Below are 17,571 nucleotides of genomic sequence, written 5' to 3'. Positions count from 1 at the left end.
AGGAAGGTGCCACCGTGGGTGACCTGCGCAAGCCGTTCCTGCTGCTGGCCATGCTCGCCATCGTCCTGGCGATCGGCGTGGAGTTGGGTGCCGGGCTGCTGCTCGGCGGCGCCGACGCCGGCGCCGCGCTGGCCGACAGCGCCGGCACGCTGGACGTCCAGCTCGACGACGTGTCCGGGGTCAGCGAGCCGTCCGGCCGGGGCACCGGCTACCTGGCGTTGATCGACGCGGTGGCGGTGTGGAGCACCGGGCTGTTCTGCCTGGGCCTGCTGCTGCCCGAGCGCGTCCAGGGTCGGGTGCAGGGCGTCGCCAGCCTGATCTTCTCGATCGTCCTGATCATCGTCGGGCTGATCGCGCTGGTCATCGCATTCGTGGAGCTGTCCATCATGGTGTCGCTGTTCCTGGCCGTCCCGTTCGGCACGCTGGCGTACCTGGCCCTGTGGGGGTTCTTCCCGGTGGGCGAGGCAGCGGTGCTGCTCGGGCTGGTGCTGCTGCTCAAGCTCGTGTGGGCCGGGCTGCTGGTGCTGGCCCAGCCACGCTTCCTGCAGAACAAGGGCCTCGTCCTGCTGATCCTCACCACCCTGCTGTGCACGGTCGTGCTGGAGTTCCTGCACAACCTGGTGCCGGTGATCCTGGTCAGCATCGTCGACGACGTGGCGGCGCTGGTCTTCGCGGTGATCGCGATCATCTGGGGGCTGGTGCTGCTGATCGGTTCGATCCCGGCGATCGTCAAGGCCATCCGGGTCACCGCCGCGCTGCCCACCCGTTGACGTTTGCGATATCGGCAACGCTCGGGTGGATTGTCTGTGACCCTGACGGCGTGGACAGGACGCCGCGGTGCGACGCAGTGGAGCTGCGCGTGCACGGCATTTCCGGCGTCACCGCCGAACGGATCCTCGACCACCCGATCGTGGCCCGCGTCGCCGGGGACACACACGCGGGCTTCTTCCGGCCCCGGCCGGGGAGCGGCGCCGCCGGCGGGGCCACGGCCGGAGTCGCCGTCGAGGCGTACCGCTGGGGTTCCCTGACCGCTGGCGCGGCGGTGCGGACGGCCTCGATGTTGCTGTTGCTGCCCTTCATGTTGAGCAACCTCGCGGTCTGGCTGCGACCGCCGGGGCACGACCGGTGGGGGCTGCTCAGCATGCTGTGCCGCCTGCTCGCCGGCACCCTCACGGCCACGTTCGTGCTGGCGATCGTGGGCGTCACGCTGGACCTGATCGGGTGGCAGTGCGTGCCGTACCCCGGGTGCCGGGCCAGCCGCCCCTACCTGGCCTGGCTCTACATGCTTCCGTCCGGCCCCCGGTTGGCCCTGCTGTCGGCCGTCCCGCTGCTGGCGTTGCGGGTCGTCTGGGCCATCGGCACCCGGTCGGCGCGGGCTTTCGAGGGGTTCGGCCCGTCATCGGCGCAAGCGCTCGCGGACGGCGAGACCGGGAGCCTCGCCGACGCCGGCTTCTGGCAGGACGAGCAGACGATCGGTTGGCTGCGTCAGATCCACGTGGCGCTCGGCATCAGCACGCTGAACGTCTCTCTGATCGCGGGTATCTCGCCGGCCGGGTTCGGCGCGCCCCGACACGTCGCGCCGTTCGGGGTGGCCGTCGGGCTGCTCGTGTTCAACGTGATTCTTCTCTGCCTGCCCGCGCCGGCCAGCGCGGCGGGGGCCCGACGGCTTCTGCGCCCCCTGTGGGCGGCCACCGTGGGGGTGAGCGTGCTGTGCCTCGCCGTCGCCACCCTCGCGGGCGCGACACCGTCCGGCTCGGGCAAACTGCCCGGGTACGAGGGCGCCGCCGCCGGGGTGGTCGCCGTGCAGGGCGTCCTGCTCGTCATGCTCACCGTCGTCACGTACACCCGCCAGCGTGGTGTCCGCACCGAGCGCCCCTTCCTGCGCGGGCTCGGCACCCCGATCATGGCAGCGGCGGCGGTGAGCGTCGGCGCCGCCTTCACCGCGACCCTGGTCTACCGTATCGCCGACGCCCTCGACCACGGCGACATCCCCGATCCGATCCGGCCCAACTCGCCGCTCGTCGGCCCACTGGAGCCGCCGGTCGCCTACTGGTGGGCCGCGCTCGCCGGGCTCGCCGCGCTGCTGATCGGCGCGGCGGTGACCTCAGCCACCCTTCTGGCGAGCCGGCGGCGCCGGCGCGAGCTGGCGGCGCGCATCATCGAGCGGGACTACCCCGACGTGCCGGCGGAGGACGCCCACCGGCTGCGCCTGGTCCGGGAGACCATCGCCCGGTCCCGGGTCTCCGAGGAACTTGGCCCGGTGCTGATCGCGTTCCTGGTGATCGCGTCGCTCGGGCTGGCCACCGTCACTCTCGACGTGATCGGGATCGGTCCCACCCAGCTCGCCGCCCGGCTCGGTGGGCAGAGCGGTGCACTCCCCGTGCTCGCCGCCTACGTCACCGACGCGGGTGTCTGGGTGATCAGCCTCCTGGTGATCAGCCTCATGGTGCTGGGTTTCCGCTCGTACCGGTCGTCCCAGACCCGACGGCTGGTGGCGGTGCTGTGGGACCTCGGCACCTTCTGGCCCCGCACGGTCCACCCGTTCGCTCCCCCCTGCTACGCCGCCCGCGCCGTCCCGGAGCTGGCGAAACGGATCACCGGGCTCACCGCGCGAGGGCCGGTGGTCCTCTCCGGCCACAGCCACGGCTCGGTGCTCGCCGCCGCCACCATCCTGCAACTACCGCCGCCCGTGCTGGCCCGGGTCTCGCTGTTGACCTACGGCTCACCGCTGCGGCGCACCTACGCCCGGCTCTATCCGGCGTACCTGGGGCCGGAGGCGCTCTGCGACCTCGGCGGGCGGATCGGGTGGCGATGGCGCAACCTGTGGCGGGACACCGATCCGATCGGCGGGTCGATCTTCCCCAGGGTCCCGGACACGCCCCCGCCCTGCGCCGACCCGGCGGCCGGAGACGTCGACATTCGACTCCGTGATCCCCGCGGCCTGACCATCGACCCGGCGGACACCGTCCCGCCTCCGATCGAACGACACTGGCCCTACCACACCCAGGCCGCGTACCAGGTGGCGATCCGCGAGCTGATCGACTGGTCCCGCTGACCGCGCCGCCCGACCCGGCGCGGAGTTCACGACATCGTCGCGACCAGAGCGGCGGCCCGATCGCGGTCGAGGGTTCCGTCGGCGACGACCACGCCGTGCCGGCCCCGCCGCTCCCTGCCGGCCGCGACGGTGACCGGTTGCGCGAACGCGAAGGCCACCCCCACACCCGGATACATCGCGGCCCGCACGAACCACCGGTCGCCGTCGCCGAGCCCGGTGAAGACCAGGGTGTACGCCCTACCGTCCGGCCCGGTGCCGCGCAGCGCCACCCACGGCTCGGTGGAGCCGTTGACCGCCTCCTCCCCCGTCGCCGAGGCGCTGAACACCGACGCCGGTTCGGCCGAGACCGCTCGCCAGAAGAACCCGCCGTACCCGGCCCCGCCGGGGCGACCGTTGGTGGCCGGGCTGCCCAGCCGCACGTCCTGCCCAGGCGGGGCACTCAGCGTGTAGTCCATTTCCAGCCGCCACGCCGACACGCCGCCGCTCGGTCGGTCAAGCGTCAGCGGCACGGCGGTGAGCTGGCGGTGCTCGGTGAGCAGCACCGCCCCGTGCGGGTCGCGCCACTCCAGCCGGTGGGCAAGTCGGTCGATGGAGCGCTCCGACCAGCCGGTATGCGCGATCCGACCGTGGTCGTCACGCCAGGTGTAGCCGACGTCGCGAACATAAGTGCGGCCTCCCCACAGGTTGGCGCCGTTGACGTCCTGCACCGCGAGGGAGGCGCCGAGGTGCCACACGTGGTCGGCGGGCAGCGCGTCGGTGACCACCGTGCCGCCGAGCGTTCGCACCGGGTGCAGGTACGGCCGGGGCCCGTGCCGCGCGTCCAGCGCCGGGTCGACCACGTACCGGGCCACCTCCGTCCCGTCGACCAGCAGCCGCGCGGGCTCCTGCGCCCCGCTCACGGCAGCTCCGGGTGGGCGGGCGCCGTGCGGCGGCCGGCGGGGCCAGCAGAGGCCGACCGGCGGGCGGCGACGGCGTGCAGGGCGGCCACGGTGTAGCCGGCGAGGATCGGCACCGCGACCGGGGTGACCAGCACGGCGAGCAGCCCGGCCAGCGCGGCCACCCCGCTGAGCGCCGCCCAACGGGTGGGCGCGTCGAGACAGGCGCGGGCGGCGGACCGGGCCGCCGCCCGCCAGCGCCCGCCCCCGTTGCCGCCCACCTCGACGACGACCAGCCCGGCGTACCCGGCCAGGCCGGCCGCGACCAGTGCGGTCACCACCAACGCCGGTGGGCCGCCCGGCACCCGGCCGGTGGCAAGCGCCGCCAGATCGGCGGCGAGCAGCCCGGCCACGACGAGCGCGAGCAGGCTGACCGGCACGCCGGGCAGCACCGAGCGGCCGAACCGGCGCAGGGTGGCCCGCGCCGACGGCCAACTGCCGGTCCGCGTCCAGTCGTGCACCGCCGCGCTGGCCGTGCCCGCCGCCGTGGCGGCGGTGAGCAGGGGCGCCGCAGCGAGGGTCAGCAGGATGCCGAGCAGCGCCAGGTCGGCGGCGTCGCGGGCGACGTCGCGCCAGTCCCGCCGCCCGCCGGCATCCTCCGGCTCAGCCCTTGATGCCATTGGTGTTGATCCCCTCGACGAGCATCCGCTGGAACGCGACGAAGAACAGGAAGACCGGCAACAGCGACAGCACCGACATGGCGAACATCGGCCCGACCGCGCTCTGGCTCGTCGAGTCGATGAACAGCGTCAACGCGACCGGCACGGTGTAGTCCTCCAGTTGGGACAGGAAGACCAACTGGCGGAAGAAGTCGTTCCAGGTCCAGATGAACGAGAAGATCGCGGTGGTGACCAGCGCGGGGCGGCTCAGCGGCAGGATGATGTGCCGGAAGATGCCGTACGGGCCGGCGCCGTCGATCCGGGCCGCCTCGTCCAGCTCGCGTGGGACCCCGCGCATGAACTGCACCATCAGGAACACGAAGAACGCCTCGGTTGCCAGGAACTGCGGGATCAGCAGCGGCAGGTACGGCCAGTCCCCACCGACCAGTCCCAGGGTCCGGAACAGGATGTACTGCGGCACGATCAGCACGTGTTGGGGCAGCAGCAGCGTGCCGATCATGACGGCGAACCACATGCCGCGCAGCCGGAACCGCAGCCGGGCGAAGGCGTACGCGGCCAGCAGGCAGGAGAGCCCGTTGCCGAGCACGGTGAGCAGGCTGACCATGGCGCTGTTGAGGAAGAACCGGCCGAAGCTGACGTCGAAGTTGGACCACCCGTCGGTGTAGTTGCCCGGGGTGAACCGCTCCGGCAGCAGCCCGACGTTGTTGACGATCTCCTCCTGGGACTTCACCGAGGTGCCGATCATCCAGATCAGCGGGTAGAGCACCACGGCGACGATCGCCACCAGGATGAGCAGCCGCAGCACCGGCCGACCGCCGGTCCGTCGGCGGGCCGTTGTCGCTGCTCCGGTCGGCACGTCGGCCGTCGGGGTCACCGTCACCATCACCGGTCCTCCCCGTCGGAGTAGTGCACCCAGAACCGCCCGGTGCTGAAGAAGATCGCGGTGATCACCGCGATGGCGAGCAGGAACACCCAGGCCATCGCCGAGGCGTAGCCCATCTCAAGGTCGGTGAAGCCGGTGATGTAGAGGTTCAGCGTGTACATCAGGGTGGAGTCGACCGGGCCGCCGGTGCCGTTGCTGAGCACGAACGCGGCGGTGAAACCCTGGAACCCGTTGATCGTCTCCAGCACCAGGTTGAAGAAGATGACCGGGGAGAGCATCGGCAGGGTGACGTTGCGGAACTGGCGGATCCGGCCGGCGCCGTCGACCGATGCGGCCTCGTACAGCTCGGTGGGCACCTGCTTGAGCCCGGCCAGGAAGATCACCATCGGCGCGCCGAACTGCCAGATGGCCAGCACCATCAGCGTCTCCAGGGCCCAGTCCGGGTCGTTGACCCATGGTTTGCCCTGGATGCCGAAGAGGCTCAGCAGCGAGTTGAACGCGCCGTCGCGGTTGAACATGTTGACCCAGACGATGGCCAGCGCGACGCTGCCGCCGAGCAGCGACGGCAGGTAGAACAGCCCTCGGAACAGCCCGACCCCACGCCAGGCGCGGTTGAGCAGCAGCGCCACGCCGAGCGCCGCGGCCAGCTTCAGCGGTACGGCGATCAACGCGAAGGTCAGGGTGACCCGCACCGCGTGCCAGTACGACGGGTCGGCGGTGAACATCCGTTCGTAGTTGGCCAGCCCCACCCATTCCACCTCGGAGAAGGGGGTGAGGATGTCGTAGTTGGTGAAGCTCAGGTAGAGCGACAACAGCATGGGGACCGCCGTGATACCCATCAGGCCGATGAGCCACGGCGACAGGAAGACGTACCCCGCCAGACCTTCGCTGTGCCGGAGGCGTCCGGGCCCACGCCGGTCGGCGTGGGCCCGGACGGAGCCGGGGCCGCGTCGGGTCGGGTCGGGCGCCGTGGTCAACGCCACGAACAGCTCCTCTCCTCGCCTGGTGAGGCGGTCAGGCGATGGCGGCTTTGCACGCCTCGACGAACTGGGCGGCGGCCTGGGCGGGGGTGGCGCGGCCGTACTGGGCGTTCTCGGCGGCCTTGATCAGCTCGGACTTGACCTTGCTGTGTCCCTTGATCGGCACCTGCGGGGACTCGCCGAACTTCTGGGTCAGCTCCGCCTCGACGGCGATGGACTGCTTCATCGCCGGGTCGGTGGTGTCGTCGCTGACCACCCGGCGCAGGTCCAGGTTGGACGGCAGGCCTCGGTCGGTCCCGAGCAGCTTGACCGCCTCCTGGTCGTTGTTCAGGAAGTTGATCACGTCGACCGCGACGTCCTTGTGCTTGCTGCCCTTGAACACCGACCAGTACATCGAGGCCCGGGCCCACTGCGCGCTCGGGTCACCCGGGTAGGCGATCACGCCGAGCTCGTCCTTCGTGTTCTTCTTCAGGTCCGGCATCTGGTTGGCCCAGACCCAGGAGGTCGCCGACTTGCCGGTGACCACCAACTGCTTGCTGATGTCGCTGGAGTTGCCCTCGTGGATGACGTCGGGAGTCGGGGTGGCCTTGCGGTCCCGGGCGCCCTTCCACAGGTCGAACCACGTGGTCACGTCCTCGGCGGTGAAGCCCAGTTCCTTGCCCTTGTAGAGGTCCTTGCCCTGCTGGCGCAGCCAGACCCAGAACGCCTTGTAGTCGGCGCTCGGGTCCTGGGTGCCGGGCACGCCGGTCTTCTTCGCCACCTCCTCGGCCCAGGCGATGTGCTGCTCCCAGGACATCCCGGTGGTGGGCTCGGGCAGGTTGTTCTTGGTCAGCAGCGTCTTGTTGTAGACCAGACCCTGGGTGTTCTCCCCGGCGGCCAGGCCGGCGAGCTTGCCGTCGACCACGCCGTACTGCCAGAGGCTCTTGGGGAACTTGGAGGTGTCCAGCTTGCCGGACTCCTGGTAGGAGGTCAGGTCCAGCGTGGTGTTGCGTCCCGCGTACTCGGCCAGGTAGTTGTCGTCGATCTGGAACAGGTCCGGTGGGTTGCCGCCGGCGGTGAGCGTGGCCAGCTTGTCGAAGTAGCCCTGGTTGGCCTGCCAGGTCTTCTCGAAGGTCACGTTCGGGTGCTTCTTGGTGTAGAGGGCCAGGGCGTCCTCGGTCAGCTTGGCCCGGGCGTCGGCGCCCCACCAGAAGATGGAGAGCTTGACCGGGGCGTTCGGGTCGGCGGCGCCGCCGTCGTCTCCGCAGGCGGCGGCCCCGAACATCAGCGGCGCGGCGACCGTCGCGGCGAGCAGGCCGCGCAACAGTCGCCGTCGAGGCAGCGGGGTACGGTGGGTGCGCCCGACGGGCGCGTCAGTGGTGGGGGGCGTTGCGGGGTGCATGTGCGCTCACTCCTTGGCATTAGGAGGCGACGGCGTCACCGGTGGCCGCGGTCGGGATGCCCGGGCCCGCAGGGCAATGCGGGTCCGGGCCTTGCGGCGCGGCCAGGGGACGTGCCGGTCGGGCGTGTGGGCCCGGGCCGGTCGAGTCGCGGATGACCAGGTCGGTCTGGAGCATTACCTGTGCGGTGGTACGACGGACGCCGAGCGCCGTGCCGGCACCGGAGCCCCGCGCGCCGCGCGGTGATTCGATGTCCTGTTGCAGCAGCATGTCGACGGCCGTCCGGCCGGCGGCCCCGGTTGGTGTGGCCACCGTCGTCAGTTTGGGGCGGGTGAGCCGGCTCAGGGTGATGTCGTCGACCCCGACGACACTCACCTCCTGCGGCACCCGGACCCCGAGCGCGTCCAGCCCTTCGATGAGGCCGATCGCCATCAGGTCGTTGTAGGCGAGCACGGCCGACACGCCGCTGCGCCGCACCTGCTCGGCGGCGGCGGAGCCGCCGATCTCGGTGGGCGCGTTCGGGCCGAGCACGGTCAGTTCCGCGCCGCCGGCTCGGGCGGCCGTGCCGGCGGCTCGGCGCATCTCCCGGTTGGTCCACGAGCTGCGCGGGCCACCGAGCAGCGCGATGCTGCGGTGACCCAGGCCGACCAGGTGCTCGATGGCCGCCCGGGCGCCCTGCCCGACGTCCATCAGGACGCAGGGCAGACCGGTCACCTGGCGGTTCACCACCACCAGCGGCACCTCACGGCTGAGCTGCTCGATCAGGCTGTTGCTCATCCGGGGGCTGCACAGCAGCACACCGTCCACCTGCTTGGCCAGCGCGTGGACCAGCTCCTCCTCGACGGTCGGGTCCTCGTTGGTGTCGGCCACGAAGACGTGGTAGTCGCGGTGCCGGGCCTGACTCTCCGCCGCCTTGATCAGCGGCGGGAAGAACGGGTTCGCGATGTCCGCGATGATCAGCCCGATGTTGTGCGTACGTCCGGTGATCAGGGCTCGGGCGGCTCGGTTCGGCCGGTAGCCCAGATCCTCCGCGCAGGCCAGCACCCGGACCCGGGTCTCCGGGTTGACCAGGTGCGGAGCGGAGAAGGTGCGGGACACGGTGGAGATGTGCACACCGGATGCCCGTGCGACGTCCCGGATGGTGACTGGCACGGCGGCTCCTTCGTCCGATGTGGTGGCGGTCACGTGGGTGTGGCCCATTAATGCAAACGGTTGCTCCAGTGTCAACGGTGGATGGTTACGGCTTTGTTGCGCCCAGGCTCCCCTTGGTGATCAGTCACCGCGCAAACACCGACAAATACCGCTGATTGCATCGCCATCGTTGACGCAGTCGGATCGATCGTGATTACTTCACTGCAAACCTTTGCAGGATCACCGGGGAGGCGACCGAATGTCACCGAGAGCCGACGGACGGGTCCGATACGCCGTCGTGGGCACCGGCGCACGAGCCGAGATGTTCGTTCGGGCCCTGGTGCTCGACCACGCCGACACCACCGAGCTGGTCGCCTTCGCCGACGTCAACCAGGCCCGGATGGACGCGCACAACCGCTGGCTGGCCGAGCTGGGCCACCGTCCGGTGCCCACGTACCCGGCCGCCGAGTTCACGGCGATGCTGGACAAGGAGCGCGTCGACGTCGTCCTGGTGACCAGCGTGGACGTCACTCACGACGAGTACGTGGTGGCCGCGCTGCGCGCCGGCCGGGAGGTCGTCACCGAGAAGCCGATGACCGTGGACGTGCCGCGCTGCCGGCGGATCCTGGACACGGTGACCGAGACCGGCGGTCGGGTGACGGTCGCGTTCAACTACCGCTACAACCCGTTGCACGAACAGGTCCGCCGGCTGCTCGCCGAGGGCGCGGTCGGCGAGATCGGCTCGGTGCACTTCGAGTGGCTGCTCGACGTACGCCACGGCGCCGACTACTTCCGCCGCTGGCACCGCGACAAGGCCACCTCCGGCGGGTTGATGGTGCACAAGGCCAGCCACCACTTCGACCTGGTCAACTGGTGGCTGGCCGCCACCCCCGTCGAGGTGTACGCGGCCGGTCGGCTCTTCTTCTACGGCGAGGACGGCCGCCGACACGGCTACGCCCGCGACTACGAGCGGGCACACGGCTCCCCCGCCGCGGTCGACGACCCGTTCGCGTTACGGCTGGACGCGCACCCCCGGCTCCGCGAGCTGTACCTCGACAGCGAGGCCGAGGACGGCTACCAGCGCGACCGTAATGTCTTCGCCCCCGGGGTGAGCATCGAGGACGACATGGCGGTGCTGGCCCGCTACTCCACCGGCGCCACCATGACGTACCACCTCACCGCGTACGCCCCCTGGGAGGGCTACCGGGTGATGGTCAACGGCAGCCGGGGCCGGCTGGAGCTGGAGGTCACCGAGAACGACTTCGTCGACCGGGGCACCGCCGGTGCGGTCAAGGGCGCGGCCCTGCACGGCACCGAGGCGCCGGCCGAGGGCGGTGGCGCGACGCTCACCGTGCGCCCGTTCTGGGAACCGCCCCGACAGATCCCGGTCGAGGGTCGCAGCCGGCACGGGCACGGCGGCGCGGACGCCCGGATGACCGGGGTGCTCCTCGGCGGCCAACCCGACCCGCTGGACCGCGCCGCGACCGCCGACGACGGCGCGTTGGCCCTGCTCACCGGCCTGGCCGCCAACCGGTCCTTCGAGACCGGTCAACCCGTCCGGGTCGCTGACCTGCTCACCCCCCGCTGACCACCGACGAGGAGCCCATCCCCGTGCCGACGTTCGACCACACCGACCTGCTCCTGCCACCCGAGCCCGGCCAGCGCGCGCTCGCCCGGGAGCTGTACGCGCTGGCCGCGGCGCAACCCATCATCTCGCCGCACGGGCACGTCGACCCGGCCCTGCTCGCCGAGGACCAGCCATTCCCGGACCCGGCGCAGATGCTCATCGTGCCCGACCACTATCTGACCCGGATGCTGCTCAGTCAGGGCGTACCCCCGGCGCAGTTGGGCGTGCCCACCCGCGACGGCAGCCCGGTGGAGACCGACGGCCGGGTCATCTGGCGACGCTTCGCCGCGCACTGGCACCTGTTCCGGGGCACCCCGTCGCGGCTCTGGCTGGAGCAGACCTTCCGCACCGTGTTCGGGGTGCACACGCCGCTCGGCCCGGCCACCGCCGACACCCTCTACGACGAGCTGGCAGCCCGGCTCGCCGAGCCGGACTTCCGGCCCCGGGCGCTGTTCGAGCGGTTCGGCATCGAGGTGCTGGCCACCACCGAATCGCCGCTGGACGACCTCGGCGAGCACGCCAAGCTCGCCGCCGACGGTTGGGGCGGGCCGGGCGGCCGGGTGGTCACCACCTTCCGCCCGGACGACGTGGTGGACATGGAGTTCGACGGCTGGTCGACAAATGTGGAGCGCCTCGGCGAGCTGGCCGGCGAGGACACCGGCACGTACGCCGGCTACCTGGCCGCGCTGCGGGCCCGGCGGGGCGCGTTCATCGCCGCCGGCGCGACCTCGTCGGACCACGGTCACCCCACCGCGCGCACCCTGGACCTGACACCGGAGGAGGCCGAGCGGCTGTACGACCGGGGCCGACGCGGCGCGGCCGACGCCGCCGACGCTGAAGCGTTCCGGGCGCACATGCTCATGGAGTTCGCCCGGATGTCGCTCGACGACGGCCTGGTCATGCAGCTGCACCCCGGCGCGGTGCGCAACCACAACCGCTGGCTGCACGCGCGGCACGGCCGCGACGTCGGCGGCGACATCCCCCAGGCCACCGAGTACGTGCACGCGCTCGCCCCGCTGTTGGAGCGCTACGGCAACGACCCACGGCTGCGGCTGGTGCTCTACACCCTCGACGAGGACACCTTCACCCGCGAGTTGGCCCCGCTGGCCGGCGGGTACGCCGCGCTGCTGCTCGGCGCGCCCTGGTGGTTCCTGGACTCCCCCGAGGTGCTGCGCCGTTTCCGGGAGACGGTCACCGAGAGCGCCGGTTTCTACAACACGACCGGGTTCGTCGACGACACCCGGGCGTTCTGCTCCATCCCGGTACGCCACGACGTGGCCCGTCGGGTGGACGCCGGCTTTTTGGCTCGGCTGGTCGCCGAGCACCGGCTGCCGATGGACGAGGCGGCCGAGACCATCGTCGACCTGGCGTACCGGCTGCCCAAGCGGGTCTTCAACTTCGGAGGGGACGACCGGTGAGCGCGAGGAGTGCAGCGCAGCGGAGCCCCGCAGTCGCGAACGAAAGGCAGGCTCAGTGACGGTGACCATCACCTCTGTCGAGGTGCACGACGTGCGGTTCCCGACCGCCGCCCGGGGCGACGGCTCCGACGCGATCAACCGGGGCGACTACTCGGCGACGTACGTGGAGCTGGGCACCGACGCCGGGCCGGTCGGCGCGGGTTTCACCTTCACCAACGGCCGGGGCAACGAGATCACCTGCGCGGCGGTCCGCGCACTGGCCCACCACGTGCGGGGACGCACGATCGAGGAGATCGCGGCCGAGCCGGTGGCGTTCTGGCGCTCGCTCAGCGCGGACGTGCAGCTGCGCTGGCTGGGCCCCGAGAAGGGCGTCATCCACATGGCGACCGGCGCGCTGGTCAACGCGGTCTGGGACCTGCGGGCCACCCTGGCCGGCAAACCGATGTGGCGGTTCCTCGCCGAGCTGCCGACCGACGAGTTGGTCGCCAGCATCGACTTCACGCACATCACCGACGCGCTCACCCCGGACGAGGCCGCCGCCATCCTCGACAAGGGGCGCGACGGGCTGGCCGACCGACTGGGCACGCTCGAACGGGACGGCTTTCCCTCGTACACCACCTCGGTTGGTTGGCTCGGCTACCCGGACGACAAGGTGCGGGCCCTGACCCGGCAGGCGTACGACGAGGGCTGGCGGGCGATGAAGATGAAGGTCGGCGGCCCGCTCGTCGACGACCTGCGCCGGGCCCGGATCATCCGGGAGGAGATCGGCCCGGACGCGCTGTTGATGATGGACGCCAACCAGGTCTGGGACGTCGACGAGGCGATCACCGCGATGGCCACGCTGGTCGAGGTGGATCCGTACTGGATCGAGGAGCCGACGCACGCCGACGACATCCTCGGCCACGCCCGGATCGCCCGCGCGGTGACCGAGCTGACCGACGGCCGGTGTCGGGTGGCGACCGGTGAGGTGGCCGCCAACCGGGTGATCTTCAAGCAGCTGCTCCAGGCCGAGGCGATCGGCGTGATGCAGATCGACGCGTGCCGGGTCGGCGGGGTCAACGAGGTCCTTGCCGAGCTGCTGCTGGCGGCGAAGTTCGGGGTGCCGGTCTGCCCGCACGCCGGCGGTGTCGGCCTCTGCGAGTACGTCCAGCACCTGGCGATCTTCGACTACCTGCGGGTGGGTGCCAGCCTGGACGGTCGGATGATCGAGTACGTCGACCACCTGCACGAGCACTTCGTCGACCCGGTACGCACCCGTGGTGGCCGCTACCTGCTGCCCGAGCGACCCGGTTACAGCGCCACCATGAAGCCGGCGTCGATCGCCGAGTTCCGCTTCCCGGACGGCCCGGCGTGGCGGTGACCGTCGGCGCGTCCCGCCTCGGCCTGGGGATGCTGCGTCAACTGCCCGCCGAGGCCCGTCCCCTGGTCCGGCCGGGCACCGTGCCGGCCGGCGTCGTGCACCTGGGGCTGGGCGCGTTCCACCGGGCGCACCAGGCCGTCTACACCGAGGCGGCGGTCGGCGCGGCCGGCGGCGACTGGGGCATCGTGGCCGTCGCCCCGCGCAGCACCGCCCTGGTCGAGGCGCTCGCCGCGCAGGACAACCTGTTCAGCGTCAGCACCCTCTCCGCGGCCGGCAGCGCCACCCGGGTGGTGGGCGCCCTGAGCGGCGTACGGCACGCGGCCAGCGACCCGGATGCCGTGGTGGCGCTGCTCGCCGACCCGGCGGTCCGCGTCGTGACGCTGACCGTCACCGAGAAGGCGTACCAACTCGACCCGGTGACCGGTCGGTTGTCCCCGGATTCGGCACTGGCCGCGGACCTGGCCGGCGGCCGTCCGCCGATGACCGTGCCGGGGCTGCTGCTGCGCGGGCTGGCCGCCCGGGCCGCCGCGGACGCGGGACCGGTGGCGCTGGTCAGCTGCGACAACCTGCCGGCCAACGGCCGACGACTGCGCGGCATGGTCGACCAGGCGGTCGGCCGGGCCGTCGGGGTGCCCGCCGGGCTGGTCGAGTGGGTGGCCGGCAACGTCACGTGCCCGGGCACCATGGTGGACCGGATCGTGCCGGCCAGCACCCCGGAGACGATCGAGGCGGCACGCCGGGCGCTCGGCGTGACCGACCTGGCCGCGGTGGCCGCCGAGCCGTACGCGCAGTGGGTGATCGAGGACGACTTCCCCGGCGGCCGGCCGGGCTGGGAGCACGCCGGGGCGGTGCTCACCGACGACGCCGGCCCGTGGGAGCGGTTGAAGCTGCGCACTCTCAACGGCGTGCACTCGGCGGTGGCGTACCTGGGGGCGCTGGCCGGTCGGGAGACGATCGCCGACGCGCTGGAGATCCCGCACCTGACCGACGTGTTGCGCCGGTTGATCGCCGAGGACGTGGCGGCGAGCTTCACGCCGCCGGACGGGGTCCGGGTGGTCGACTACGGCGAGCAGGTCCTCGACCGGTTCGGCAACCCGGCGATCCGCCACCGCACCCTGCAGGTGGCGATGGACGGCTCGCAGAAGCTGCCGCAGCGGGTCCTGCACACCATCGCCGACCTGCGTGCCGCCGGTCGGTCCGCGCGCTGGGGCGCGCTGGTGGTGGCCGCCTGGTTGCGTTTCGCGCTGGGCTACGCCGATGACGGGCACCCGTTGCCGTTCCAGGACCCACTGGCCGGGCCGATCCGCGCCGCGCTGGACGCCGGCGTGCAGAGCCCGGCGGGCACCGTCGACGCGGTCTTCGCGCTGCGCGAGGTCATCCCGGTCGAGGTGGCCGGGGACGACGAGGTCCGCGCCGACGTGATCGCCTGGCTGACCGCGCTGGAGCGGCACGGCGTCGAGGCCACCCTGGCCGGTGCCCGGTGACCGGGGCGACGCCGCCCCGGGTGGCGGTGATCGGGGCGAACGGGCACGGCCGGTGGCACCGGCGGGTGATCGCGCCGCTGCACGCCGCCGGTCGCCTACGGCTGGTCGCCCTGGTCGACGTCCACCCGGTGGAGGACGACCAGGCGGCGCCGGTGCCGCCCGGGGTCGAGGTGTTCACCGACCACCGCGCGATGCTCGCCGCCACCCGGCCGGAGATCGTGGTGATCTGCACTCCGCCACACACCCATCTGGCGATCGCCCGCGACGCCCTGGCCACCGGTGCGGACCTGCTGCTGGAGAAGCCGCCAGTGCTGTCGCTGGCCGAGCACGAGGAGCTGACCTGGGCGCTGACCGCCGCCGGCCGGGTGGCCCAGGTCGGCTTCCAGGCGCTCGGCTCGGCGGCGCTGACCGCGCTGACCGACGCGTTGGCCGCCGGCCGGCTGGGCACCGTCACCGGCATCTCCACCGTCGCCGCGTGGCAGCGGCCGGACGCCTACTACGCCCGCTCCCCCTGGGCCGGTCGACGGAGCCTGAACGGCCGGCCGGTGCTGGACGGCGCACTGGCCAACCCCCTCGCGCACGCGGTGATGCAGTGCCTGGCGATCGCCGAGGCGCTCAACGGGGCGACACCCTGGCCGGTCGCGATCGAGGTGGAGCGCTACCGGGTCCGCCCGATCGAGGTGGAGGACACCGCGGTGCTGCGGGTCCTGTTCCGCGCGGGCCCGCCCGTGCTGGCGGCGGTCACCCTGGCCGCCGAGGAGTTCGTGGCGGGCGAGGTGGTGGTGACCGGTACGGCGGGGCAGGCGGTGCTGGAATACCCGACGGACCGGCTCCGGCTGCCCGGGGACGTGGTGACCCGCCGCGTCCCGGGACGGCTGGGGCTGCTGGAGAACCTGCTCGCGCACCGGGCCGACCCGACGGGGGTGCCGCTGATCGCACCGCTGGCCCGTACCGCGCCGTTCACCGCGCTGCTGGACGCGTTGCGGGCCGCGCCGGAGCCCCGGCTGCTCGACGGCGACCTGGTGACCACGGTCGGCGACGGCGGCGAGCGGGTCCGCCACCTGCGGGGCGTGGTCGACGTGCTGCGCCGGTCGGCCGAGCGGGGGGCCCTCCCGAGCGAGCTGGCGGTGCCGTGGGCGGCCGCGGCCTACCGCGCCGAGCTGGCGGGATAGGGGGCGACGGCGACCGGAGTGCGAACGCCGCCCGGACTTCCGCGGGCCACCTCCGACAGACCCCCACCACCAGCGAATGGGAAGAATCGATGCGCAGACTCCTCGCCGGCGCTACGGCGACCGCACTCCTGCTCGTCGCCGCACCGGCTGCGGCGGCGCCCAGTCCCGACCCCGACCGGCTGTCCTGGTCGGCCCGTCACCTCGGCCGGCAGGCCCTGCCCGAGCGGGACGGCTGGGCGGCCGAGGCCGCCGGCACCACCGGCGGTTCGGCAGCCACCCCCGAGCGGACCCGGGTGGTGCGCAGCCGGGCCGAGCTGGTCGCCGCGCTGGGCGGCGACAACGCCAGCAACGTTACCGATGCCACTCCGAAGCTCATCTACGTCGACGGTGCCGTGGACGGCTTCGAGGGGCCCGACGGCACGCCGCTGAGCTGCGGCGACCTGGCCGATCCGGCGTACCGGTTGGACGCCTACCTGGCCGCGTACGACCCGGCGGTGTGGGGTCGGGTCGCGCCGAGCGGGCCACTGGAGGAGGCCCGGGTGCGGTCGGTCGCCAACCAGACCCGGCAGACCCAGATCAACGTCGGGCCGAACACCACCATCGTCGGGCTGCGCGGCGCCCGGTTGACCGGGCTCACCCTCATGATCGACCGGGCGTCGAACGTCATCGTCCGCAATGTGACCTTCGTCGACGCCCGGGACTGCTTCCCCGCCTGGTCACCGACCGACGGCGAGGCCGGCAACTGGAACAGCCAGTACGACCAGATCTCGGTACGTCGCAGCGAGAACGTCTGGATCGACCACAACACCTTCACCGACGGCGACAACCCGGACAGCGCGCAACCGGTCTACTTCGGACGGCCGTACCAGGTGCACGACGGGTCGCTGGACGTCACGCACACCGCCAGCCTGGTCACCGCGTCGTGGAACCGCTTCACCGGGCGGGACAAGCTGATGCTGATCGGCTCGTCCAACACCGTCGGCCCGGACGTGGGCCGGCTGAAGGTCACCCTGCACCACAACCTCTTCGACGGCGTCCTGCAACGGCTGCCCCGGGTGCGCTTCGGTCAGGTCGATGTCTACAACAACCACTACCGGCTCGGTGGGGACGACTTCCAGTACGCGCTCGGTGTCGGTGTCCAGTCGGCGATCTACGCGCAGAACAACTTCTTCACCCTGGACACGATGGTCGACCCGGCCGATCTGCTCTACGACTGGGGCGGCACCGCGCTGACCGAGCGGGGCTCCTGGGTGCGTCGCGGCGGCGGGCCAGCGCGGCCGGTCGACCTGCTGGCGGCGTACAACGCGACCCATGACCCCGACCTCGGGGCCGACGCGGGTTGGACGCCCACCCTGCGCCGCGACCCGGTCCTACCGGCCCCACTGATCCCACTCCTGGTGGACCCCCTCGCCGGCGCCGGCCGGCTGCCGCTCTGACCGCCCGGCCAGGTTGATCGACTCCGTTTCGCCGACATTGCGGCGTCCGGGTTGGCCCGGGACCGCAAAATTGGGGGAAAGGGGGGGGTCC

At 72.2% G+C, this 17,571-nt stretch carries 14 protein-coding genes; 8 read left to right on the top strand and 6 right to left on the bottom strand.

Going from position 1 to position 17,571, the window contains the following annotated elements:
* Positions 1–14: 14 nt before the first annotated feature.
* Positions 15–770 (top strand): hypothetical protein, encoded by a 756-nt coding sequence (locus ABZS37_RS21050; RefSeq protein ID WP_355171304.1) that lies wholly within the window; start codon positions 15–17, stop codon positions 768–770.
* A gap of 50 nt (positions 771–820) precedes the next feature.
* Complete coding sequence (locus tag ABZS37_RS21045; RefSeq protein ID WP_355171302.1) at positions 821–3,055, top strand: hypothetical protein; 2,235 nt, start codon at positions 821–823, stop codon at positions 3,053–3,055.
* A gap of 26 nt (positions 3,056–3,081) precedes the next feature.
* Here the strand turns inward: ABZS37_RS21045 and ABZS37_RS21040 are convergent, their stop codons facing one another.
* Genes ABZS37_RS21040 through ABZS37_RS21015 form a run of 6 tightly spaced genes read right to left on the bottom strand, consistent with a single transcriptional unit; the run spans position 3,082 to position 9,004 of the window.
* Positions 3,082–3,954 carry a PmoA family protein gene (locus ABZS37_RS21040; protein WP_355171300.1) on the bottom strand — a complete coding sequence of 291 codons (873 nt, stop codon included), beginning with the start codon at positions 3,952–3,954 and terminating at the stop codon, positions 3,082–3,084.
* Positions 3,951–4,610 carry a hypothetical protein gene (locus tag ABZS37_RS21035; RefSeq protein ID WP_355171298.1) on the bottom strand — a complete coding sequence of 220 codons (660 nt, stop codon included), beginning with the start codon at positions 4,608–4,610 and terminating at the stop codon, positions 3,951–3,953. The genes ABZS37_RS21040 and ABZS37_RS21035 overlap by 4 nt, the downstream gene beginning before the upstream one ends.
* A complete protein-coding gene (locus ABZS37_RS21030; RefSeq protein ID WP_355171451.1) occupies positions 4,594–5,493 on the bottom strand; it encodes a carbohydrate ABC transporter permease in 900 nt (299 codons plus the stop codon). Before ABZS37_RS21030 ends, ABZS37_RS21035 begins: the two co-directional genes overlap by 17 nt.
* Entirely contained in the window at positions 5,493–6,476 is a 984-nt protein-coding gene (locus ABZS37_RS21025; RefSeq protein ID WP_355171296.1) for a sugar ABC transporter permease, read from the bottom strand. Before ABZS37_RS21025 ends, ABZS37_RS21030 begins: the two co-directional genes overlap by 1 nt.
* Positions 6,477–6,507: 31 nt before the next feature.
* On the bottom strand, positions 6,508–7,854 hold the full coding sequence (locus ABZS37_RS21020) for an extracellular solute-binding protein (protein ID WP_355171294.1): 1,347 nt from the start codon (positions 7,852–7,854) through the stop codon (positions 6,508–6,510).
* 19 nt (positions 7,855–7,873) lie between these two features.
* Positions 7,874–9,004 (bottom strand): LacI family DNA-binding transcriptional regulator, encoded by a 1,131-nt coding sequence (locus ABZS37_RS21015; RefSeq protein WP_355171292.1) that lies wholly within the window; start codon positions 9,002–9,004, stop codon positions 7,874–7,876.
* A gap of 238 nt (positions 9,005–9,242) precedes the next feature.
* Here ABZS37_RS21015 and ABZS37_RS21010 point away from each other — a divergent pair, with 238 nt between their 5' ends.
* The 6 genes from ABZS37_RS21010 (at position 9,243) to ABZS37_RS20985 (ending at position 17,480) form a co-directional block, all read left to right on the top strand.
* Positions 9,243–10,571: a Gfo/Idh/MocA family oxidoreductase gene (locus ABZS37_RS21010; protein WP_355171290.1), complete on the top strand. Its 1,329-nt coding sequence runs from the start codon at positions 9,243–9,245 to the stop codon at positions 10,569–10,571.
* 23 nt (positions 10,572–10,594) lie between these two features.
* Positions 10,595–12,028: a glucuronate isomerase gene (gene uxaC / locus ABZS37_RS21005; RefSeq protein WP_355171288.1), complete on the top strand. Its 1,434-nt coding sequence runs from the start codon at positions 10,595–10,597 to the stop codon at positions 12,026–12,028.
* 55 nt (positions 12,029–12,083) lie between these two features.
* Positions 12,084–13,388, top strand: a complete 1,305-nt coding sequence (locus tag ABZS37_RS21000) for an enolase C-terminal domain-like protein (RefSeq protein ID WP_355171286.1) — start codon at positions 12,084–12,086, stop codon at positions 13,386–13,388.
* On the top strand, positions 13,379–14,872 hold the full coding sequence (locus ABZS37_RS20995; protein ID WP_355171284.1) for a mannitol dehydrogenase family protein: 1,494 nt from the start codon (positions 13,379–13,381) through the stop codon (positions 14,870–14,872). The genes ABZS37_RS21000 and ABZS37_RS20995 overlap by 10 nt, the downstream gene beginning before the upstream one ends.
* On the top strand, positions 14,869–16,044 hold the full coding sequence (locus ABZS37_RS20990) for a Gfo/Idh/MocA family oxidoreductase (RefSeq protein ID WP_355171282.1): 1,176 nt from the start codon (positions 14,869–14,871) through the stop codon (positions 16,042–16,044). The genes ABZS37_RS20995 and ABZS37_RS20990 overlap by 4 nt, the downstream gene beginning before the upstream one ends.
* 89 nt (positions 16,045–16,133) lie before the next feature.
* A complete protein-coding gene (locus ABZS37_RS20985) occupies positions 16,134–17,480 on the top strand; it encodes a pectate lyase (protein ID WP_355171280.1) in 1,347 nt (448 codons plus the stop codon).
* The last annotated feature ends 91 nt before the right edge of the window (positions 17,481–17,571 follow it).

The organism is Micromonospora sp. NPDC005413 (assembly GCF_040606435.1).
Taxonomy (GTDB): Bacteria; Actinomycetota; Actinomycetes; order Mycobacteriales; family Micromonosporaceae; genus Micromonospora.
Note: the sequence above shows the minus strand (reverse complement) of the source record. Positions and strands in the feature narration are given on the sequence as shown.

Excerpts from the sequence above, each read along its gene's own strand:
- ABZS37_RS21035 (WP_355171298.1), bottom strand. The coding sequence starts at position 4,610 with ATGGCATCAAGGGCTGAGCCGGAGGATGCCGGCGGGCGGCGGGACTGG.
- ABZS37_RS21030 (WP_355171451.1), bottom strand. The coding sequence starts at position 5,493 with ATGGTGACGGTGACCCCGACGGCCGACGTGCCGACCGGAGCAGCGACA.
- ABZS37_RS21020 (WP_355171294.1), bottom strand. The coding sequence starts at position 7,854 with ATGCACCCCGCAACGCCCCCCACCACTGACGCGCCCGTCGGGCGCACC.
- ABZS37_RS21010 (WP_355171290.1), top strand. The coding sequence starts at position 9,243 with ATGTCACCGAGAGCCGACGGACGGGTCCGATACGCCGTCGTGGGCACC.
- ABZS37_RS20985 (WP_355171280.1), top strand. The coding sequence starts at position 16,134 with ATGCGCAGACTCCTCGCCGGCGCTACGGCGACCGCACTCCTGCTCGTC.